General features: G+C 40.8%; 23 protein-coding genes and 1 other RNA gene. 4 read left to right on the top strand and 20 right to left on the bottom strand.

All coding sequences use genetic code 11. The features are described from left to right. Positions 1 to 113 precede the first annotated feature (113 nt). Positions 114 to 470, top strand: a transfer-messenger RNA (tmRNA) gene (gene ssrA, locus EAG18_RS11380). 543 nt (positions 471 to 1,013) lie between these two features. Here ssrA and EAG18_RS11375 read toward each other — a convergent pair. From EAG18_RS11375 to EAG18_RS11330, 11 genes are all read right to left on the bottom strand, one after another. After that, positions 1,014 to 1,823 carry a toll/interleukin-1 receptor domain-containing protein gene (locus EAG18_RS11375; RefSeq protein WP_125252498.1) on the bottom strand — a complete coding sequence of 270 codons (810 nt, stop codon included), beginning with the start codon at positions 1,821 to 1,823 and terminating at the stop codon, positions 1,014 to 1,016. 63 nt (positions 1,824 to 1,886) lie between these two features. Next, on the bottom strand, positions 1,887 to 2,213 hold the full coding sequence (locus tag EAG18_RS11370) for a hypothetical protein (protein WP_125252497.1): 327 nt from the start codon (positions 2,211 to 2,213) through the stop codon (positions 1,887 to 1,889). Positions 2,214 to 2,346: 133 nt separating this feature from the next. Next, complete coding sequence (locus tag EAG18_RS11365) at positions 2,347 to 3,585, bottom strand: type II secretory pathway protein (RefSeq protein ID WP_185745590.1); 1,239 nt, start codon at positions 3,583 to 3,585, stop codon at positions 2,347 to 2,349. Next, the gene (locus tag EAG18_RS11360; protein WP_125252495.1) at positions 3,566 to 4,642 is read right to left on the bottom strand and encodes a zonular occludens toxin domain-containing protein; all 1,077 of its coding nucleotides are present in this window, start codon (positions 4,640 to 4,642) and stop codon (positions 3,566 to 3,568) included. Before EAG18_RS11360 ends, EAG18_RS11365 begins: the two co-directional genes overlap by 20 nt. A gap of 1 nt (position 4,643) precedes the next feature. Continuing rightward, positions 4,644 to 5,015, bottom strand: a complete 372-nt coding sequence (locus EAG18_RS11355) for a DUF5455 family protein (protein ID WP_125252494.1) — start codon at positions 5,013 to 5,015, stop codon at positions 4,644 to 4,646. Between the two features lie 2 nt (positions 5,016 to 5,017). After that, positions 5,018 to 6,487 carry a hypothetical protein gene (locus tag EAG18_RS11350; protein WP_125252493.1) on the bottom strand — a complete coding sequence of 490 codons (1,470 nt, stop codon included), beginning with the start codon at positions 6,485 to 6,487 and terminating at the stop codon, positions 5,018 to 5,020. 63 nt (positions 6,488 to 6,550) lie between these two features. Next, entirely contained in the window at positions 6,551 to 6,787 is a 237-nt protein-coding gene (locus EAG18_RS11345; protein ID WP_185745589.1) for a major coat protein, read from the bottom strand. Between the two features lie 97 nt (positions 6,788 to 6,884). Continuing rightward, positions 6,885 to 7,004: a tail virion protein G7P-2 gene (locus tag EAG18_RS22365; RefSeq protein WP_275557277.1), complete on the bottom strand. Its 120-nt coding sequence runs from the start codon at positions 7,002 to 7,004 to the stop codon at positions 6,885 to 6,887. Between the two features lie 18 nt (positions 7,005 to 7,022). Beyond that, the gene (locus tag EAG18_RS11340) at positions 7,023 to 7,340 is read right to left on the bottom strand and encodes a hypothetical protein (RefSeq protein WP_125252491.1); all 318 of its coding nucleotides are present in this window, start codon (positions 7,338 to 7,340) and stop codon (positions 7,023 to 7,025) included. A 98-nt stretch (positions 7,341 to 7,438) separates the two neighbouring features. After that, positions 7,439 to 9,466 (bottom strand): replication endonuclease, encoded by a 2,028-nt coding sequence (locus EAG18_RS11335; protein ID WP_125252490.1) that lies wholly within the window; start codon positions 9,464 to 9,466, stop codon positions 7,439 to 7,441. Between the two features lie 8 nt (positions 9,467 to 9,474). After that, the gene (locus EAG18_RS11330) at positions 9,475 to 9,717 is read right to left on the bottom strand and encodes a DNA-binding protein (protein WP_125252489.1); all 243 of its coding nucleotides are present in this window, start codon (positions 9,715 to 9,717) and stop codon (positions 9,475 to 9,477) included. Positions 9,718 to 9,777: 60 nt separating this feature from the next. On the opposite strand from EAG18_RS11330, the gene EAG18_RS11325 reads away from it, so the two are divergent. After that, a complete protein-coding gene (locus EAG18_RS11325; protein ID WP_125252488.1) occupies positions 9,778 to 10,191 on the top strand; it encodes a hypothetical protein in 414 nt (137 codons plus the stop codon). Between the two features lie 237 nt (positions 10,192 to 10,428). Here EAG18_RS11325 and EAG18_RS11320 read toward each other — a convergent pair whose 3' ends face one another. Next, the gene (locus tag EAG18_RS11320; RefSeq protein WP_125252487.1) at positions 10,429 to 10,656 is read right to left on the bottom strand and encodes a hypothetical protein; all 228 of its coding nucleotides are present in this window, start codon (positions 10,654 to 10,656) and stop codon (positions 10,429 to 10,431) included. Positions 10,657 to 10,975: 319 nt separating this feature from the next. Between EAG18_RS11320 and EAG18_RS11315 the strand changes: the two genes are divergently transcribed. Further along, entirely contained in the window at positions 10,976 to 11,965 is a 990-nt protein-coding gene (locus EAG18_RS11315; RefSeq protein WP_125252486.1) for a tyrosine-type recombinase/integrase, read from the top strand. A 14-nt stretch (positions 11,966 to 11,979) separates the two neighbouring features. On the opposite strand, the gene EAG18_RS11310 is transcribed toward EAG18_RS11315, so the two are convergent. The 7 genes from EAG18_RS11310 to EAG18_RS11280 all read right to left on the bottom strand — a co-directional run bounded on the left by EAG18_RS11310 (position 11,980) and on the right by EAG18_RS11280 (position 19,594). After that, complete coding sequence (locus EAG18_RS11310; protein ID WP_125252485.1) at positions 11,980 to 12,366, bottom strand: hypothetical protein; 387 nt, start codon at positions 12,364 to 12,366, stop codon at positions 11,980 to 11,982. 8 nt (positions 12,367 to 12,374) lie between these two features. After that, positions 12,375 to 13,394 (bottom strand): hypothetical protein, encoded by a 1,020-nt coding sequence (locus EAG18_RS11305; protein ID WP_125252484.1) that lies wholly within the window; start codon positions 13,392 to 13,394, stop codon positions 12,375 to 12,377. A 16-nt stretch (positions 13,395 to 13,410) separates the two neighbouring features. After that, positions 13,411 to 14,334, bottom strand: a complete 924-nt coding sequence (locus EAG18_RS11300; RefSeq protein WP_125252483.1) for a hypothetical protein — start codon at positions 14,332 to 14,334, stop codon at positions 13,411 to 13,413. A gap of 510 nt (positions 14,335 to 14,844) precedes the next feature. Further along, the gene (locus EAG18_RS11295; protein ID WP_125252482.1) at positions 14,845 to 15,594 is read right to left on the bottom strand and encodes a DUF2182 domain-containing protein; all 750 of its coding nucleotides are present in this window, start codon (positions 15,592 to 15,594) and stop codon (positions 14,845 to 14,847) included. 6 nt (positions 15,595 to 15,600) lie between these two features. Further along, positions 15,601 to 17,055, bottom strand: coding sequence for a tyrosinase family protein (locus EAG18_RS11290; RefSeq protein ID WP_185745587.1), 1,455 nt, complete (start codon positions 17,053 to 17,055; stop codon positions 15,601 to 15,603). A gap of 337 nt (positions 17,056 to 17,392) precedes the next feature. Further along, positions 17,393 to 18,649, bottom strand: a complete 1,257-nt coding sequence (locus EAG18_RS11285; RefSeq protein ID WP_125252480.1) for an NAD(P)-binding domain-containing protein — start codon at positions 18,647 to 18,649, stop codon at positions 17,393 to 17,395. 21 nt (positions 18,650 to 18,670) lie between these two features. Further along, the gene (locus tag EAG18_RS11280; protein WP_125252479.1) at positions 18,671 to 19,594 is read right to left on the bottom strand and encodes a permease; all 924 of its coding nucleotides are present in this window, start codon (positions 19,592 to 19,594) and stop codon (positions 18,671 to 18,673) included. Between the two features lie 161 nt (positions 19,595 to 19,755). On the opposite strand from EAG18_RS11280, the gene EAG18_RS11275 reads away from it, so the two are divergent. Continuing rightward, positions 19,756 to 20,085 (top strand): metalloregulator ArsR/SmtB family transcription factor, encoded by a 330-nt coding sequence (locus EAG18_RS11275; RefSeq protein WP_125252478.1) that lies wholly within the window; start codon positions 19,756 to 19,758, stop codon positions 20,083 to 20,085. A 105-nt stretch (positions 20,086 to 20,190) separates the two neighbouring features. Here EAG18_RS11275 and EAG18_RS11270 read toward each other — a convergent pair whose 3' ends face one another. After that, positions 20,191 to 22,023 carry a phytase gene (locus tag EAG18_RS11270; protein ID WP_125252477.1) on the bottom strand — a complete coding sequence of 611 codons (1,833 nt, stop codon included), beginning with the start codon at positions 22,021 to 22,023 and terminating at the stop codon, positions 20,191 to 20,193. Positions 22,024 to 22,176 lie beyond the last annotated feature (153 nt).

Raw genomic sequence — 22,176 nt, 5'->3', positions numbered from 1 at the left:
AAATCACCTCTTAATAGCGTGATAAGCCATTGTAAAGACATTAATCCTATGTATAATGCAAAGCATAGTTAGTGCATAAGTAGTTAATTACTAACACGTACTGAATTTATTCAGGGGCTGATTAGGATTCGACGGGATTCAAGAAGCCTGAGGTGCATGTCGAGGTGCGGTTGGCCTCGTAAAAAAGCCGCATTTAAAGTAATCGCAAACGACGATAACTACGCTCTAGCGGCATAATAGCCCGCTAGCACTCCTCCATGATATTCTTGTGGATCTGGTTCTGGAGTGTCACCCTACACAAGATCGCTACGGAAACCCTGGCCGGGGTTGAAGGGCTAAAACTAAGCGGCCTCGCCTTTACTTATCGTGTTCGTCCGAGATTTAAAGGTTAACCAATAGACGATACTAAACATGTAGGACCGAAGGTCGACGCTTTCCGGACGGGGGTTCAAATCCCCCCAGCTCCACCAAATTTTAGCGTTATAAATCAACCAGTTAGAGAGATTTTCTTTAACTGGTTTTTTTACGTCTGAAGCAAAGTGTCCACATCGTGACCACATTTGTTTTTTGAAAGTCCGCAATTTGTTCATCAGGGCGGTACATTGCCATAGTTCAAAAATATTTTTTCTGCGCGCATGGAAAGTTTTGTGAACAGGTAAAAACGGAGTGTGCTTGCGTTAACCATCAAGGGGCACGCCCCTTAATAATCCCGAACCTTCCCTAATACCAATTGTATCAATTTTGACATCAACAAATAGATTCGTTGCTAAGCAAATATGCTTTTGGTTGCTATAAATTAGTGGGCTTTAACAACTCTTGTACTCTATTTCAGTATAAGAATTGAATTAATTAGCCCGGAAGGACATTCTGATTTACATTGATAAATGCCTTGACACCCCACCCACTTCGCAGGTAGGGCTTCAAGGCATTTATCAGCCCTACTCAAGCTCGCCTAATAGAGTTTAAATTTACTTGGCAGTTCCAAAACACAGAGCTACTTCGGCCCAATACTGTTAATTATTCAGAACTCTTTTAACTGCATTAGCAATCTCCGGCAAAGCGGAGCTATTTTCCCAAGTTAAGTATTTATATGATTTCATCATTGCATGCATTTTGTCGGGTGATACACCCGCATTTATCATTAGAACTTTCTTATTTGATTTCATTAACTCCATAAAAAATGTTGAAAACTCGGACAGAGGCCAGCCACTTGCACTGTCAAAAAAGTTATCAGTCAACACAAATAACCCTACATCTGAATTTTCTATCCCTTCATTGACTTTTAAATAGATATTATCACCATAATCAATCTCATAGCTGTCAAGCCAAGTTGCGATTTCATTAGCTTGGAGATAGGAGTTCAGTGGATTTACAATAAGCTCTTTGTCTTTTGAAGAGTGGCTTATAAAAACTCTTGATTCATTTTTTTTCATACACACATACTGCGGGTTCTTTTCTTCAAAATACTCTTGTTCTGGCCATAAGAAAGGTGCGCCACCGCCCTCTTTAGTTAAAAAAAGATCAACCGTAGCTTCATCTATAAAAGTCACGATGTTGTATGAAAGTGTATCACTAAGAAAAATATTATGACGCTTAATCTTATCTGGATAGTTGCTTCTAAGCCATGACTCAAATTTAACTGGATTATCTTGAAGGTTAACTGCCACGTGAAACGATAAACAATAGGGATTGTTATTTACTACAATACCCACCATGGTCGCGTAATTTTTATCGAAATTTCTTAAGATATCTTTTATGAAGGCTCTTTCTTTGACACGATCACCATAATCACACTCAAACACATACATATAGTCATGTACCATACTTTCTCCTTGTTATGATATGTAGAAATGCTCTTAATTTAAACAGCCTTAAAAGGCATTGACTTATAGTTTTTTCGCTTTCAATAGATTCAGGCCATGTAACAAAATTATGCCAGAAGGTAATGCAATGACAAATCCAAAGAAACTTTTATAGTCACCGTCTGATACAAATGAACCATATGGTTCACCTAGGTAGAGGAAACTGATACAAGATAAAGTCCAACCAGAACAAACCAACAAAAATGCCATCAACTGGAATTTTGATATTACTCCTAGCTTCTCTTTTGAACTTTTATCAATTTTTGGATAACGATTGAAGAATAATATACTAACGATTGCGCAAACGGCACTGACTATACCTGTTATTCCACTCACAACTTCCCAGTCCATGACTTAAGATTCCCCCTTTCACACATAGAAAATAACGTACGTCCCTGTAAGATAGCTTAATCGATAAGCTTTTTAACCTTCCACTGTGCGCCCAGTATATATAAAAGTTTGGTCATACATCAGTTATAAACGACTAAAAAACCAGAACCTTTAACATAACTGTCAGCTCACGTTGAACGACATTATTTGATTCCGTTTTGAATAGATAGCCTAACACCGGAACATCTTTGAGCACAGGTACACCGTCTTCACTTTTTCTGTTTTCCTCACTAACTAAGCCACCAAGTACGATCGTTTGCCCGTTTTTTACTGAAACCGTTGTTTGTATCGAACGTTGATTGGTAACAATATCGCTCGCAGTGGTTGAGTCAGTAACGCTTGAAGACTCTTGATTGATTTTTAAAATTGCTGTGCCATCTTCCAATATATGAGGGATAACAGATAAGGAGACACCAACATTTTTACGCTCGATACGAGTAATACTTTTACCTGCGTCGGTGACTTCTTTTGCAATTAGAAACGGTACGTTCTGACCAACCGATATTGCGCCCTGCTCTCTATCCATAACGAGTAAAGTGGGTGTAGAAAGTATTTTTGTATTCTTCACTTTGGCTGTGGCCGAGATTAAAGCTCTAATGTCCCCGCCACTCGAATACATATAGTTTGCACCAAGACCAGAACTTAGCGAACCGAGCGTATTTGACGTAAATGTAAAGCCCGTTTGTTTTAATGCAGTCGAGAGGTCTACGCCAAAAGAAGAACCATCACCCGCATCAGTTTCGATAATGATTGCTTCAATTAGAACTTGTCTTATTGGTGAGTCGAGCGCCCCTCGAAGTCCAGAGAGTTGTTCATGCACTTCTGGCGATGTGATTGCAAGTATCGAGTTTGAATTAGGCAGCATGCTCGCGCTTGGTGTTTGAAACTTTATGTCATCAAACTTTTCCATGAACTTCTTATCCGTGTCAGGGGTCTTTATCGCTTGCTGAAAAAGCGGTAAAACTTTTGTGGCTTGAATGTTTGAAAACTTATAAACAACGGATTCTAACGCGCCTACCGTGATTAACTGATTGGTATTGTTCTCGATACGCACAACATCGCCGTAATCAAGCATGACTAAGTTGTTAGACTTAGCGATATGGTCAAGCAACACCATCAAATCAACGGTCGAAACGGAAGGAATATCCGCTGTTAATAGCGTCCCAGATGCTGACGAGCTCACAACAATTGACTTCCCAGTAACAAGAGAAAGCCATTGTGTTAGTTCGGAAATAGGCGCATTTCTGAGTTGAATGGGTTTGTTTTGTTCACTGGCAAAAAGAGCGCTTGAAACAAAAAGGCATACAAACAAACTAACAAAAAACCGTTTCATTATGGCCATCCTTTTCGAGTGAGATTTGACAAGCGTTTGTAACTGTTACTTTGTAACCCATCGCGATAAGCTGGTTTGATGTCAGCGAGGTATCAGATGAAGCAATAGTAAAGTGCTCAAAGTTGGGCAAAGAGGAATACGAAATGACCTTAAAATCACTGAAAGAAATTTTAGCGGCTAAAATTTTCTCTTTGGCCTCTTTGATTTGGTTAGCTGTAATCAGCTCAGTTGAATTGGTATTTGGTTCATAAGAAGCATATAGGTAGGCACTCGGGATTAAAGCACCAAGTAAAACGAGCTTAAGACGAGACCATTTCTTAAGGTATATTTTGGTAATTCTCATGATATTTCTCAAGGTGTATGGCACTTGGTATCGGCCATGGGTGTAGTAAGGGGGAAGCACGGAGTATGTGCTGTGAGGATAATCACTCCTAAATATCTGCTTTGTGTCGTAACAAGGATAGAGACTGCTGCCAAAAGTTACCCATTTACCAACAGTTACAGAATTATTCATCACTCCGTATTTAACTATGCCAAGATGAATACGCGGCAGCGGTAGTTTGCTACCAGTTAGCATCCAATAAAAAGTCCCAATAAGAGGTATGTTTAAGCGATCTGTTCTTCTACAGTACACTACGTGTTCGGCAAGGCCATCACGTGCTTGCTTATCAACCAACGAAATATTCTGAATTAGGAAGTCAATATCCCAGCCTACTTTTCTAGAGTGTAAAAACCAATCAATAATGACCTGACGAGTTTTGTCATTCCATGTTCTAGAGTTGAACCAAGTGGCGCATTCATCAAGAACAATCAATCCATTTTTAGATTCATCATAGGATAAGTTGGCCTCCCCTATTTTCATAAGATCGTCAATGGTGGGTTTGTCTGGTATTCGGTAAAGTAGAGTATTTTTCTTATCCCGACCTAGCATTGCCACTAGATTTATATCTAAATTGGTTGCAACTGGAAGTCCTTTTCTCAGTCGCTCCCTAATGCGGTCAACTGAATTTAAAGTCTTACCAGAGCCAAGTTTTCCAGTAATAAAGTGAACTGTCATATCAACGTCCCTGAGCAAATGATTCAATAAAATACACTTTCCAAATCCACACATAACGAACAGTGTGCGCTGAGACTATGGAAGATAAGCAGATAGCTGCATTATCAGGAATAACTAATGACGCACCGTGAACTAGCCCTTCAGGAGCAACGACAGAAACCGCCATAATTAGCGTTTTGATGACAGCGAAGACACCTAGAGTCAGAGCAGATACAGCGGTAATAATGGTCAACTGCATTGCGACTTTGGTTGTCATGTACTTAGCAAAAAATGCGATGATTTGACCAAATATTCCAGCAAGAAAGGTAATCAACGCAGGCAAGCGCATCATGTTCGCAGCGCCCGTAATGATGGGTAACAGAAAGACAGGCATAACTAGACTCCTTGCTTAGCTGGCGTACCTCTTGGGACAATGCCAGTCATGAGTATGTTGATTAAATTGATAATGGTGTAGATCCCTAAAATCCAACCGAACAGCTCTTTGAATTTGGTTGAGAAATTACATGAGATTTCATAACGTTTACCCTTGTAGTCAAAGAGCATTAAAGGGCGACACTCTGACGCCTGAGGGATAACATTCGTAAAATACGAGAGTAGAGATTCAATGGCTGATTCATCCATTTCACTGCCTAATGGGCTTGTTTGTGAAAACTCATTAACCTTGGTTTCAAAATTTGTTTGATAGCCAGATATTTCATCATCAAAGTAACCCCCAATCGTATCGAGTATGCCCTTCACGCCCTCTGTCGTGATACCGTGAGGCGTTTCACAGTAATTATTCTCGATGCTTGGTTCGCAATTTTCGCTAGGTTTAGGCTCAGTGTTTTGTTTAATGCTATTGAGCAACTGATTAGTAGTATCTAATTTAGAGTTTGTTGTATCTATCTTTGTCCCTAGTGTATCTGTCTGCTGCTGGATTGACTTTCTGGTTAAATCAAATTCGAGAGCATTACCTGCCTGTAAATCTCTGACCGCAGTATTGAGTTGAAATACTGAGTCCCGTAACAAATCAGAACGTAACTTGTTATCCTCATTTAACTGGCCTATGGAAGCATTAAGCGCTTGCGTCTGATTTCTTAGCTCATTATTAATCCCATCACGTACATCATCACCGGATTGCCTAACATCACCACCCAAGTCAGTAAGCTTATCAATGACCACTTCACTGGATAACTTTTCTTGTTGCTTAAAGTCCTCAATTTTCTGAATGAGTCCAGATAAATCGATATCAGGGTTTGGGTTTGGGTCAGGGTTTGGGTTTGGGCCTGGATTCGGGTCGGGGTCTGGATTTGGATCAGGGTCTGGAACCTCAATGGGGCAAATCTCATCGGCCAAACGGTAAGAACCATCATTACATTGTTGAATTGGCGGACGGTCACAACCAGGATAACCTAATAAGTCAGGTGGAAAGCCATCGGAGCACTGATTGTTACACTGGTTTGCATCAGACAAAACGCAATCTTTATTCATGAAATCAATTGTGTAACCATCAGGACAATACTTATCAAAAAAGTCCATGTATAAACACACGGTTTTATATCTTTGTGCGTCATCAGCTGGGTCAATGTAAGGTACTTGGATAAGCGTATTCAACCTGACGCCATTCGATGTATCAGGACAAGTTCCACCGTTGGGGTCTAACCAATGCTGGCCACGATATTTAATAGGATCTAATACATCGTTACCTATCAGAAAGCGACCTTCAGCCATTTCAGAGTAAGATTGAACAAATGTGAGTCCACTTGGCGCGTCCTCTGTTACAACTGGCAAAAGATTTGTTGTTGGCTGGCAGTTCTCGGCAAACGATGGCGATGACACCAATAACAAACAAACTAACAATCTCATATTCATTCCTTAGATCAAAAAAGGACAGCGAACTGTCCTTTGCTCAAACATGAGTTTTCTTTGTTATGTAGCCTTCGAAACGAAGCGTTTGAATAGCTTAATAATCACAAATGCAGATGTGACAGAAATCAGAATTGGCCAAGCTAAAGTCTCTAACTCACTAATTTGCGTTGTGAATTTCGCAAACGCTTCTGAAATACCACTTGGTAAAGACGTAGTAGCGAACGCAGATGCACTAGCTAATGTCGAAGTTACTAAAAGTCCTGCTTTTGATAACTTAGATATAAGGATGTTTTTCACGATATAGTTTCCTCTGATAATCGTTTGAAAAAAAGCCAGCCAGCGCCAATGCCCCAACCACGGACAAAAGCACCGAGAAAATAGGAAGTTAACGTAATCATCGTTGCCCTCCTGAAATTAAGCCAAGGCTGAAAGAAAGCACCAAACCAAGGCCAAAAATAAGGTCATAAAGCTGTCGACCTAATTCGATAAGAAGCTGAATTTCATTACTAGACATTCGGCTATCCTGTATTTGTTATTTCGCTTGCTGCGTCGCAACGGAGTTCAGCCGGAAGCCTTTCCATTCCATTTGGCGTGCTACGTTTGCGCCCTCGTAATATTCAAGGTTGAGTAGTACAGGTTTTAAGCCCCACCCATTCGGGTCTGATTGGAGTTTTTCTAGCTGCGAAAATGTACCGTTTGCCATTTGGTCATTCGTGACCTTTACCGTCCAAATGCTTGCAGGGCTTTTAGTGTGAAATTTAAATTCAGCGGTTTCAGGCAACGGTGCGCCTTTGTCGTCCGTACGGTTAACACGTTGTAAGTCTGTGATTGCACCTTCAATACTGGCCATGGTTATTACTCCTTTGAATAGTCTTCAATAAGTTGATGTTGTGACCGTAGTAGGTCGTTTAATCTGCTGTGTTGCATGTGAATTCCTTAGGGTTACAGTTAATGACACAAGTCCAAGGCGACTTCGTCGCTACCGACTACAGAAAGTGCCTCGTAATCCATAAACAAACACATGTTCTGATAGTCTTCGATTGCGCAGGATTCTAGGAACTGCATTTCTTCTACACTTGGTTGTTCAAAGCGGCCATCGTCTACCCAGTTCTGGATAGATTCAGATACACCGAGCATTATCTTGCGCTGCGATTGAATGTCCTTTTCGGTTAGTATTTGATTCGTACCGCGACGAGTTATGACCACAACCGAATCCCACGCAACGCCTAAAATGCGTTTAGCTGGCATATCGCCATATTTGGTGGCGAAGTACGGGCTATTAGATTCACTGCGGCTGATTTCTCCAGTGATTTGGTCAACGATGTCAGGGATTTGGTAGTGAATGCGCACGGCTTGGTCTTTACGTTTAACCTGTACACCCCCCATCGCAAGACAAAAAGCCGCCCAATCGGAAGCGTCGGCCGCAGCTCTTACTTTCTCAAGGGCGTAACGGGAAACAGTGTCTAAGTTTGTGTTCATAGAGTTTGCAACCTCACATTTGCCGCTTTCACCCTTGCCAAGGCGTCTAAGTTCGCGCCATGTGGTAACGCTCGGACCACCGATTTGCTGAAAACGTCTGATATTAAAAGTACTCGCCCATGTGGATGCGCGTTCGGCTGCATCGGCGGGAGCGATTGAGATTTTCCCCGCTTCAGAGCAAGTCACTTGATTAATGTGTTCACCGTTAACAGCTTTGGTGATGTATTTGGCGATATACCCCGCAGCACTGCCCTTTTTGGGGTCAATGCTGATTGCCTTAAAACGGGTTGATGATGTACGGACTTCACTTGGTGTGTCTTCAAGTGCCAAGGCTTTAAGGATTTTTCTAGCCTTAATCGCTTGGCCTTTTTCCATAAACAGCAGCATGTGCCAGTGTGGACAGCCGTCATGATGAGGCTCTACCACACGGAAACCATAAGGGCGAATATCAGCCTTAGCGAACAATGCCCTTGCACGTTTCCATAGGTCATTGAAATAAGCTTGTGCATCGTTCGGGGTTGAGCCGTTATATTTGCGATTAGGAATACCGCTTGCGTGTACTGAATGAAAACGACTAGGCGCGGTGATGGTATAAAACTCTCCACGGTGGCCGAGTGTCTGTGAACACTCTTCAAAGCCACGAATGCGAACCATAAGTTCAGCGGCCAGCTGTTTACCAGAGGTAGAACTTTTAGCAGCAACGTCTTTCAATGATTCAAATTCATCAAAGGGGTTGGCGTCATTTGGCACAACATACAAATCATTCATTATCGCGTCTGATTTGGCGTTGCGTTCACGCTTGCTGCGAATGGTAAATTCACTGACATAAGGCGATGACTTTTTATGTACGGTACGCATATCACGGGCTAATTGCTCGATAACCAATGCTTGTTTGGTACGTAAACGACGACGCCACCAAAGTGGACAGGCCATGCGATTTAGCGCACCTTTCAATTGATTCATTACACCTTGGCGATAAGATGGGAAAAGCTTTGAGCGATTAGCAGGTGATAACGTAAAGTAATCATCATCAAACGTTGGCGGTTCAATGCAATACACTCGAAATTCAGCGCATAGCTTTTTATAGAGCTTGTAAGTGGGTTCACTGCACTTCAAACGCAATTCGAATAAACGGGCTTTGTCTTCTGCGATTTCGCAAAGCTCATCATCAGAAACACTGAGGTTAATACCACCCAAAGTAAGCACCCTATCCGCTTCTAATAAGCGTTGACGCGCTTCAGCGTAACCAAAGAATTTTTCGGTAACTAAATAGCCGTTAGCAAGCATGACCGCTAAGTTGCTATGGGTATGTAGAATCTCTGAACGCAATTGATGACTATCGAGTTTATCTTCTAATAAACGCTGTTTGTTCGGAAGCTTAGCGCGAGCAACAATAGCTTTGGCACTAGTATCGGGTGTGCTTAGAGCAACGGCATTTACCGCTGATTGTGCAGGGAATGTTTTTTCAAAAGTCGTCAATTGGCGTTCGTTAAGCATGGATAGCCCTACCCTTGAACTTGAAATTCTAAATTCGCGGCTTTGGCTGCCTCAGCATATAATGCAACCATATTGATATATTTTTTGACACGAGCAGGGTTCTCGTGAGGTGCGCACGGCGGGGTGTATGTGGGTAAACGCCCATTTGCAACAGCGTTAACTACGTCTTTTACTTTTTGACCTTGCAGTCTGGCGTATTCGTCGTACGTCAAAATAGGTGACGTGAGTGATAAAACTAAGCTGTGACTCATGTTATATTTCCATATAGAGACAGTGTTATTGCAAATCAGATTAATCCATAGATTATTTCTATGTCAATAGAAATAATCTATGGATTTTGGAGTTACTACCACATGAAAGTTAGCAGTGCAGAAGAAGTACTTGAAAAACTTAGAGTTCTTTACGAGTGCAAAAACCTAACTGAGCTATCAAGAAGGTTTAATAAGAATACGAGTTGGGCAGCTCAAGCAAAAAAGAACAACGCTATTCCATATAGTGAATGTGCTCAAGCTTGTATTGACTTTGAAGTTTCAATGGACTGGTTTTTGTTCGAAAAGAATAAATCTAGTTTGAAAAAGAAAGAGGTTTTGATCGAGATTCAAGAAGGGCTTTTTGAAGCCCAAATGCTGGAGGTGGTATCAGATTTAAGTGCTGAGCAAATAAAAGTCGCTTCAACCTTAGTATTGAAACGACTTGAATCAAAAATCACTTTTTCAGACGAGTAGATTTGCCTTCAACACTTGAACGCCACTGCCAGCTTTTAAAAAACTCATCTCCACTTGAAAGCTGGCTTATAATAATTAACTCATTGCATTCAGCATTGCTGCAAAGTATTAATTCGGTCTCTAAATGTAGCTCTAACCTGTGGATGTGACTATATATTGTTGCTGGGGAAGAAACTGAATTTAGTCCCTCTCCGACTAATAGCTTATTACAGTTAGGGCAGATAAAACTTGATAAGATCATTTTGAATACGACTCTCCACCTAATTTGCGCTCACGATACCTTGAGACTCTAACTTTCCATGCGTCGTACGCCACTACCTTTTCATCAATAGACATTTCACCTATTGACTCAAAGTCCTCTAATAGATCATGAGCAAGCTCGTCTAACGATTTATTTTCATCACTCTCAATATAGAAAATAGTGACCACTGTGAGAAACAACATCGCACCAAAGAAATAAAGCATCTTCAACTCCAAAAATTCGTTTAATGTAAAAGTGTGTATTAGGAAATTGAAAGCCTCAGGCGAACCTGGGCTGAAAAGCTCACATTTAATTAATATGAGTAAAATGCTCTAAATGTTGGAGTAGCGAAACGCTATGAGCAGAGATGCCAACACGTCTAATCTAATTTACAATTGCTCATAAATCAAGCTTGTCTTTTTTTGATGGAATGGCTATTCTGTAAGCGCATCTACAAATGAATTTCGTTTAAGAAATTTGTGAGGCCACTCTTCCAAAGTGGCCTTTTGTTTAATAGTACCACTCCAGTTAAGCCAAGAATAAATGCCCATTGTAAAAGTAAAATCGGGATATAAAGTTGATATTCGTCCTTGGGGGGCTAATGGCCGCCGGATTCGAAAAGTGTTTCCTACCCGAGGTGAGGCACAAAGATATTTAAACCACATGGTCGCTCAAGCTGAGGACAAACCTTGGAAGCAAGAAAAAACGGATCTAAGAAAGCTATCAGATATCGTCGCAACGTGGTACAAAATTCACGGACAAACTTATACCGACCCGCAAAAAGCACTCAATAAATTAGAGATGATGTGCGAAGCATTCGGTAACCCAATTGCTCAATCATTCAGCTCAAAAACGTATGTTGATTGGCGTGGTAACCGAATGACAGGTGAAAAGGCTATTTCAGGTAAAACAGCCAATAATGACTTAGCACTTTTAAAGGGCGTATTTAATAAACTCATTGAAGTAGGTGAAATTAATTACCCAAACCCTTTAGCCGATGTAAAGCCTTTCAGATTGCAGCAGACAGAGTTAGCCTTTTTAACCGAAGAAGAAATACAAACCGTATTAAACGAGCTTAAACGTTCGTCTAATCCGCACGTTTATATCGTGGCAAAAATATGCCTGGCTACCGGATGTAGAATAAGTGAAGCGCACACATTAAAAGGCTCGCAAGTTATTCAATCCGGTGGGAAATACAAAATTATGTTCATGAAAACTAAAGGCAAAAAGAACCGTACAGTCCCTATATCGCAAGCTCTGTACGATGAAATCCCCAAAAAATCAGGGCCACTCTTTGCAGATTGCCGAAAGGCTTTCGAGCGTGCAATAAATAACACCGACATCGTTTTGCCATCGGGTCAATGTAGCCACGTACTTCGCCATACCTTTGCCAGTCACTTTATGATGAACGGTGGGAATATATTGGTATTACAACAGATACTAGGTCATGCGAAGATAGAGCAAACAATGGTTTACGCACACTTCGCACCGAGTCATTTGGAGGATGCTATACGATTCGGACCTAACTTATAATTGCATATTAGTATTTAACTAAAGATAAATTGCTCGTCACCATCCTCATTGACCCGAGTCATGTTAGTACTGAGGCATTCTCTATTATAGGCTTTATTAGTTTTGCTGACAGCAGCATTTAAACTGAGCATTCCCTCGTCGCTATCCTCAAGTGTTTTAGTGATAACAGTAGCCAAACTAAGCATATTATCGTCGCTATCTTCAACCACAAACGTTTCCAGCGTACTTAAGTTGCAAAATGTTTCATCACAGTCCCCAGATGATTCTGTAATGCTTGTAGAGGTTAGTTGTATAAATGCGTCATCTGAATCCTCGGAAGTATTAGTCTGAAATGTAGAATGCGAGGTAGATTTGAATTCCTCTTGTGTTAACTTGCTGTAATTCAATATGTATGGTTTCATAATCTCTCCTAAAAATGAACTAATACTTCACCTTTGCACAAGCTTGTGGTTTTGGCCTTAGTAAATACAACGCTAATATCATCTTTGCCTAACACAGAAAACAAGATTCTCTTTTTTTCTTCCGAAGGGCTGTGTTCACAGTATAATACATAAACGGTTCCTCTATGAACACTAAGTGCCTCAGTGAAGTTTGAAAGCTCCTGAAGATCTATTTGACCTCCTTCTCTATACACTTGAAAGCTGCCTCTTTCATCGCTTTTAGGCTTCCGTTCAAAGTCAATATTTGAAAGTGTAAATGAAGCAAACAGCCCTATGAACATGGCGAAAGTTACCTTCAAGTAGCGTTCAGCACCACTTAATAGAGAAACCTTGTAATCCGCATCTTTACGTGTGGAAATAGCATCAAACAAAAAAAGTTCAACTAAACCTCTATTGCACGATCCTATTGCGAATTCATAATCATCAGAAGTCGACCTTACACTTGACTTAATACCGATTGCAGAGCTAATAACAATATACATATAATAGCAATACAAGTAGTATAAAAAATAATAAAACAAAGAAAAATAAAGCCCAAAAACCCCCACGAAATAACTAAAAAACGGTGCAACAACGACTATCAGAAAAAGCAAAAATGAACGATAACTTGTGAGCTTTTGCATTGCATATGATATTCTCGTATTCTCCTGAGACAACTTTTCTTTAAAAAAATCAGACAAGGCTTTTGCACTATTATCATCGGAAAGCACATTTTCGAATTTAGAAACAACATCACATTTGATTTTTTTCAAATCCTTTTCTGATGTTTTTTCAAGGCTAATATTTTCAAAAAATTTAAAGGAGTTCCGCCTCGAATAGGTAATGAAATATAGTTGTTTCGATCCTAGGTGAAACTGAAGGAATGACAATCTAAATTCTTTTAACTTAGAAAAACTATCAACCCCTCTACTAATCGTCCCAAAGTTATTATCATCAGAAACATGAATTAGAAAAGAGAAATTCAAAACTCTCACTAAAAAATTAGTCAAAGCCAAAACCAAAGAACTAACAAAGGACACTATTTTTACACTCTAACTTTTCAATTATCTTACCTGAAATATTTATTCCCAATTCCAGCTCCAACCAAGCCCATTGACCATTAACATTAACCTCCAAAAAATACCATTCTGAGTCTTTAATTAGAAAGTCAAAACATCCGAATTCAATATCTAAAAGCTGCATTAAGTAAAAACATTTCTCCAATATGTGATTTGGAACATCAACAACCATATATGACACTTTATTACCGGGCCTCCTCCAATCAACTCTATCTACAGAGTCAATCTTTACGCCGAAGTGTGTATCACCAACAATTGTTAATCGACATTCATAATCCTTACTTATAAATGACTGAAAGTATGAAGGGCAATATTTTAACTTTTCTTTCCCTACACTATCATCAACTATATTTGTCTGGACAAACTCGAAACTTTCATCTCTTTTTATTTTACCGACAGATATAGGCTTAACTATTTTCACACCTTCCTTTATCGAATCAACAGAAGACTCTGAATTAGTTATAGAGTGGGCAGGTATATTAAATCCAACCTTCTCAGCCAAAGACGCCTGAACAATCTTATTTGAGGCAAATCTAAAACACTTTGGCTTCGTCATACAAAAACCGTCGAATGCGTCAGCAATGCCATCAACCAGTGCAAAAACTTCACTATAAACATAACTGAAATATTCGCCAGATATTACCTCTTTCAAATCCTCTAGGCTTGGCTTTCTGTAATATATAGAGCGACATGATTCACTAGATATAGTGACTCCATCCCTTGATATATTAAATCTTGAGCCTGAAACCGATACTTGATAGTTTGAAAACTCATCGACATTGAACCTAAAAAAGTTAGTTTCAGGGTATTTTTCTAGCAGGTAATCAACTGTTTTATCGTAATGACTGGTGATCACTAAGATTTTTTTCACGAAATAATCCCTCGCATAACATTGTCCACATTGTGCCCACATTCGCTAGTTTACACAAGGTACAGCTAGCATACATAAGATTACAAGTCTTTGATTAACTAGCAAGTCTTTGTTTTTAAAGAGGCTATGAAAAAATCGACGCTTTCCGGACGGGGGTTCAAATCCCCCCAGCTCCACCAAATAGCGACACTGAAACCCCATCAAAACACTGTTTTTGATGGGGTTTTTGTTTATTTATGGTTTGGGAATTGGTTCAATATGGGGTAGAGCTGGGCTGAAATGTCCCCAGTGTGACACTGACAGACAGTACCAAATTATCGTGTACTTTATTTCTGAGCTGAATTTAAGTGTACAGATTGGACGGTAAAAGTAGCGCCCTGAACTTATTGCTTATTGCTTATTGCTTATTGCTTATTGCTTATTGCTTATTGCAGTGATTTGATTTGTAAACTGTGCTTAATACAATCAGCACAGTTTATTGTTTTATCATATAAAATAGCTACTTAACCCTTATTGATAGAATATAGCCAGCTCCCAAATTGCTAGTAAGAAGCACGTATTTCTCAACAGGTTTTCTTTATTTCTGTAACGGCTTTTTTCATAAAATAATGCGACTGTAAGTACCGCCATCTGCATTAAATTGTGTCCTGCAATGTACATAGCAACCATAATATGTGCGCAGGTTTGTACACATTTAATCCCCTCAATAATGCCAATCTTTGCAATATCTAAATCAGCTTTATATCCAACAATACGAGGAGCCCAAATGCTGCCGCATGCTGAAAGTAGTCGGATCCGAAAGTCTGCATTAGAAACAACCCCAGCGGCAAAATATGCCAAGGCTCCAATCGACAAATTAGCTTGGGTAACCAGAGACGATAATGTTTCCACCCATTTTGAAGCCGAGAATAATATTAAGCCAAAAACGAGCCAAATTAATGAGTAGCCCAATACAAAAATGAGTAAACTGCGCGATTGTCTAGCTACAGGTATTCGATTTACGATGGCACGAATGGTGCCACTGGTCATCGGGAGCATCATGGCATACACCATTATCATCCAATCTAGTAAAGGCTTAAAAAATACAGTTTCAGGACTCTGGTGCATGTTGTGGTGTGCGTGATGAAGGTGAGCTTCGCCACTAAAACCTACTTGTTGTGCCAGATAGTAAACCCATAATAGCGCAGCAAAAAGTATAATGAGCCAGTGAGGATTAGCTACCTTTAGGTAACTAATCCGCTTTAATGTCGACGTTAGCATGGGCGGTTATACAACCTCAGCCTTCACACTTACCCGTCCCACCGTCACTCTCGCCTCACCAAGCTCCCTATTTGGCTCGATCTCAATTTCTACTTTTTCGAAACTCCAATCTGGTTGTGAGCGTAACTGGTTAAATGCCTCCGTTGCATCAAGCTCAACGTTAATACCTGTACCTGCATGCCTAACACTTGGGGTTGATGCTTGAGTCAAACCAAATAGGCCAACTTTGCCAACTAACACACGCTCAGGAGCAGCAGATGTTTTCACAAAAATACTTAGTGGCGCAACAACGCCAGAGCCCGTTACGTTATCGAGTGCAATGATAACCTGATTCGGTCTTTGGCTACTCGATTTCGCAAGCGCTGAAACCTTGGCAACTTGCTGCTTTTCGGGTAAGAACTCAAGCTGTGCTGGCGTCGCTTGAGAGCCAAGTGAAAAGGATTTTGTTGTTGCGGCAATGGTATCGAACATTTCATTTCCTGCTAAAGGAGTCATTGCGAATAGCTTGCTATCTTTTTCTTGACGCGCTTTTACGTCTGGATAATTTTCACTGTATGTGTACCCTAGCGCTTCCGTTGACAGTACTTGCTTCACTTGAACAGTCACAGGCTTACCATTGGCATCGTGAAACTCAAATGCCTGATTGAGCCAACTAGGATCACTGGTATTTTCACGCCCTTGGTCAATCCAGCTCTGCCATAAGCGGTCTATATTTGCATGATGCAGCCAAAATATAGGATCGAGCGCTGCCGTATTAGGATCCCCCATTGCACCACCGATATCCACATGGATCAAGTTGTGTGGATTATTTTCTAGCTTGCCAAAAGTACCTGAGTCGTGACTAAACCCTGTTCTTACACCACCAAAGCTTTGCGAAGGAATAGGCGTGGTAAAGTTTTTCAGTTGCATAGCAGCTTCACAGCTAGCATCGGCTTTCGACGACACTTTGTAATGTGCCCTTTCCATCATCCACAACCCAGGAAAATCTGAGTTCGGTTGCTCTGCACCAAACTCTGCAGGCAACTTCAATGCTTGTAGCTGTTCATTTTCATTGAGTGCAGGATTGTTAGCGTCGCAATAGTTCCAGTAAGGGAGCGTCCAGTCTTCTGGGCCTCCAAGTTCAACGACTGTTTTGGCGACTATTTGCTCGAAAAACTGTAAATACATTCTGTGCCAAGGTAAAAAGTACCATGTTCCATGCTGACATTGCTGCCAGTAAATACTGTCAACTAAGTCTTCTGGTGGTGGAAAGTCTGTTGCTTGTTGCCACACACTAAGCTCACTCCACGTCTTACCAGGAGCTAGATTAGGACTGTTATCTAGACCAAACCCATGGACAGCACCTTGGTACCACCAACTCGTCGGATCTTTGATGTCTTTTTGCTTCATCGCCTCTACAGCTCTTGAATACCAAAGTAGCGTACCATCACTGATGTTATTAACATTTTTCCTTACGCGCATTGTCGTTCGCTCCATAAAGTAATAGGAAAACTATGTGTACTTCGCTCGTTCATACCTCTGCTTCTATCTCTTTCACGATATGTGAAACCACATGAACATCGAGAAAATAAAGCGATAGAGGCTAACCAAATCTAGGTATAGCAGAGAAATGGAGCGACGCGATTACAGGACATTACACAGACTGTGCCAAACTAAATTAAGGATATGAGAACGAGTGGCGCTGACTTTTGAAGTGTGCTCCTATAACCTCAAAATTATTTGCTCACATCAGGATCAGTGCCACTTCTTTTTTACGGCCTAACAGGACAAACCGCTGCTAATAGAAAACTTTCTGACATCAACAACAACTTTGCTTATTGGTAACACTGTCTGGAAACGTTAAACGTATTTCATTGGCTGACATTTCATCTCCCGCCAATTTAGCAGTGATCGAGCGTACCTGCTCATATCCATGTAGCATCAAAAATGATGGAGCACGGCCATAAGATTTCATACCAACGATATAAAAATTGTTATCAATATGTACCAATTCTTTGGCACCATGACCAGGTACTGAACCACAATTATGGGCGTTAGGGTCGACCATACTTGCAATACCTCGCGGTGCTTCCACGACTTCGTCAAGGTTTAGCCTTATCTCTCTAAGCATGTGTAAATCTGGTTTAAAGCCTGTAGCAACGATTATCTTGTCGACATAAATATGAGAACCACAACCGTTGGATGTCAGTGATACCTTCAAGCCTTTAGCTTCGCGACTAATTTGCTTTACATTCAGGTCAGATAAAAGAGTTAACTTACCGCTGTCAATGGCACTTTGCGCTGCACGGCCAAGCTTAAGACGGGCTGGCACTTTATCGTTAATACCACTACCTAGCAGTTTATCGAGGTTTTTCCCTCTTAAGCCCCAATATATTTTGGTATCAGGAGCACTGTTTTGCAATTCAATAAGGTTTAACCCTACATTTATTGCTGAATGTCCACCACCTATCAATAAAGTTGTTTTCCCCTGATAATCATCACGCGCTTTGTCTAGTACATCAGGAATGCCATAAGCAATAGCATCGCTATTCTTGGTTTCGCCCGGTACAGGTAGACCGTCTCGCCCTATCGGATTTGGTGAAGACCAAGTCCCGGACGCATCAATAACGGCTTTAGAATGAATGATATGCACATCTTGCTCTGCGTCTCGATAATGAATAACAAAGTTCTTTTCATTACGGTCTTGAGTTGTGTGTTTACTGTGACCCTCTTTTGCTATCGCAATCACTTCTGCGTTATATCTAATATACTTAGATAACTCGACCGCGTTTGCCGCTGGAGCTAAATACTGGTCTACCAACTCTTTGCCCGTGGGGGCCTCATCAAGATTAGGCATTTTCCACCCCTGATGATTTAGTATTTTTTCAACCTCTTTATCAATTAAATACGACCATTTAGTAAATAAGCGCACGTGTCCCCACTCTTTAATTGCATTACCAACTGTTACTCCTTTTTCTAAAACCAATGGTACTAATCCATTATTTTTAGCATGAGCAGCAGCCGCAATACCAACAGGGCCTGCACCGATGATAACTACATCAAATACTGTATTCATAATAAGCTCCTCAATAACCAACTAAAATACTACTGAATACAAATAACCCGCGGCCATTGCCATGCCGAGTACCACGGTCAAAAATGCTGCTATCATTTGCTTTTCAAATATCGACCGCAACAAAATCACTTCTGTCAAACTTGCGCCCGCACTACCTATGATCAGTGCCATCACTGACCCCATTGCCATCCCTTTTTTAACCAACCCAGCACTTAAAGGAATAATGGCAGACGCCCTGATGTATAAAGGGATACCTATCACTGCGGCTATTGGAATGGCATACCACTTATTTTCTCCTGCATACTTAACAATCAGTTCTGTAGGTACAAAACCATAAATAATGGATCCAATAGATACACCCACTAATAAATACGGCAGGGTTTTCTTAAAATCTTTCCAGGTTGAGCGCCAGATTTTTATCCAACGGTTTGGTTCAGTTGATGGCTTTTCACTGCTTTTATTTGAAGGGGTGCATGATTTCTCTTGTTCGGCATACGCTTCTGGTCGCACATACTTTTCAAAACCTAGCTTTTCCAATAACACTCCCGCACTTATTGATACCACCATGGCGATGACAAAATAAAAAACAGCGAGTTGAATACTGAAAGTAACAGCAAGAATGCCAATAATTAGCGGGTTTAACAGCGGACTAGACAACAAAAATACGATAGTTGGGCCAAATCCTGCTCGCGCTTTTAACAACCCTTTTAAAAACGGGATTGTTGAGCAAGAGCAAAACGGAGTTATCGCTCCTAGCACCGCTGCAATCACATATCCACGGCCATTCTGAGAAGCTAACAACGTCTGAACTTTCTCTTTTGGCACGTACTCTTGTAGTACACCTATTGCATAACTAATGACGATGTAAAGGATGGTTAACTCAATGGCTAAAAACATAAACATATTTAATGTTTCGTTTGCCATACTGATAAATTCTGTAGACATAAAATGCTCCTAAAACAATTTGACATTACCAGTATATTCGAAATAAAGATTCGTTCAATATTTATTTCGAAGAAATTCGAAATATCTGTTTTTACTTTGGTCTGAACCCATGAAAAATGTATACTCTCCATACGGGTAATGAGGGCAATTCAGAGGTATAAATGGAACTAGAGCATGTAGCAAAAATACTAAAAGAATTAGGGCATCCTGTACGCTTGACGATATACAAAGAGATAACAAAAGTGGGCTATAGCGGTATCCCTGTTGGTGATATTCAAGCCAAAGTAAACATACCAGCTTCAACACTCACACATCACATATCTTCTTTAGTGTCAGCAGGTCTGATAAAGCAAAAACGTGAAGGTAGAGTGCTACTTTGTTCTTTGGAGTGCGGCGCTTTAGAGGCTGTCATAGAGTATTTGACATCGGAATGCTGTATTAATGATCAGACTTGTTCAAACACGCTGACTGACAGCATTGACCAAGTTTAATATCCTAGTCAGGTATTAAAGCTGCTAGCAAGCAGCTTATGATCCAAAGCAGTGGTTTTATCACTTGAAGTAAGTTAACCGCTCACCGCATTTATGGCGAGCGGTTTAGTTTATCTTTTCGAGTATCCAGTTTCTCAATAAAGTACCACTAACTAGCTTAAAATTTTGCGCTGCTTTGGGCATTACATTATGCCCATCTTGGACAACCAAGAGTCCATCGGGCAGCGCTTGGCCAAGGTGGTGACTTGTTACATCAAGTCCATCAGTTTCTGAGGCACCATCTATCATTTTTGTCCAGTTCGCTCCTACAGCAAAAACGCCAACAATAAGGTAGTGTTGATCGTTCACCGTAAATAAGCTCATGCCTTCAATATCAGCATGTACGTCGCTTGAAGTGGTTGCTATCAATGTATCAGCCGATTTCTCGTCCAAGTTTTTCAACCATACTCCCGTTGACTCTTCACCGTAAAATAGTCGCAAGTTCTCATCATCACTAACACAGCCTTCAGGCTGACTTGGCACCGTCCACTGCATAGTCATTGTTGCGGTGGCCATATTATTGTTAAATTCAATATTGTATTTTTGAAAGCGCCCATCCGTATCGTTTACCCATACCGCCAAATCTTTGCCGTATTTACCCATACATAAGCCATAAGGATCTGCCAGATCGGTTTTTAAGTCGCCAAGCAGTGAGGGTAAGCCGGTTCGTCTGTCTATTTTAAATAGGCTAATGCTTTGAGAGGTACGGTTGCTGGCCGCAGCAATATCTACTGTTTCACCATTTACGTTAATGTTGTAGCGAATATCCACATTATTCACCCGTCCAACTGGCAGAGATTTGAGTAGTTTTCCCTCTAGGTCATAAACATTTAACCCGGACTTTTTGTCTGTGCCATAAACGAGGCTTTGTGATGGTACTTTACTATTTACCCAAATAGCAGGATCATCTGCCGCATCACCATATGATTGCACCGGCTGTGTTTGACCATAAGGTGTAAAGCTTTGCTGCGCTTCACCTTGTGTTATACCACCTTGCTTGGTTGGAATATCGCTCAATTCGATGTTACGACTGTGCCCTGATTTTTCATCGAATAGATGCGCAACTAACGATGTACCCTCACGTTGTAATTGAAGTGTTTTAGGTGCCACATGATGTGTAAGCGCAATTGGGTTGAAGGTAGTATTTGTAGAGTCAAGTAACCAGATATGATTGGAGTCCGGTGATACCACTGCAACATCGCCAAATGAGGTAGCATCTACATATTCAACTTCAAGGTCAGTGGGTAGTTGTAACAATGTACGATTTACCTCATGCTCGGGGTTGGCGGAATAACGCCAAATACCAATGTTTTCTTCTGCGATATATAGAGTTTGAGCGGTATCGTCCACGGTACAAGATTTTATATTAGGCCCCACGGTAAAATCTCTTACAGGGTGCAAATACCAGTGCTCGATATTTTTGGTATTGATGGCCAATTGCTGCACACTGCCATCTACATCCACAGTATAAAGTTCAACATGCTCAGACGAACTACCAACACATAAAGCATCGATAGCAGTGTTTTTTGCCGAAAACTCAGCCATAGCTCTAAGCTCTCCCTCGGCGACATCTACTTTTATCAACTGAACTTTACCCGAGTTAATATCAAGCGTTGATAATATTCCCACTTGTGAAGACTCAGGGAGCCATCGAAAGTCTAAGTGCTCCGACTTTATATCAATGCTCGAAAGCACCTTGCCTTGTGTATCAAGTAGTGCCACTCCTTGTGTGCTACTGACAGCTAAGTATGGCCGTTCATCTACACCCAAGGTATTAACAGGGTAAATAAACTCTGCATGCGTTAGCCATGGCTCATCAGACGCATAAGCATTTGTTGTACACCCATAGGTAAATAAACCACATAGAAACCAAGATAAGGGGAAAGATAAACATTTCATACTGCACTCTCATTTATTGCTCAGGTTTGTTAACTTGGCGCAGACAGTAGCTACCCTTTATGACAAAGATATTTCAACAAACAACGCAAGCATGTAAGCTTGGCTATATTTGCTCAGATTATCGCATTTACATGGCAAATTTGAGCTAATTTG

Origin of the sequence: Pseudoalteromonas sp. J010 (assembly GCF_003934235.1) — a bacterium.
GTDB classification, from domain to species: domain Bacteria; phylum Pseudomonadota; class Gammaproteobacteria; order Enterobacterales; family Alteromonadaceae; genus Pseudoalteromonas; species Pseudoalteromonas peptidolytica.
The sequence above is the reverse complement of the archived record's forward strand: the minus strand, read 5'-3'. Positions and strand labels throughout refer to the sequence as shown.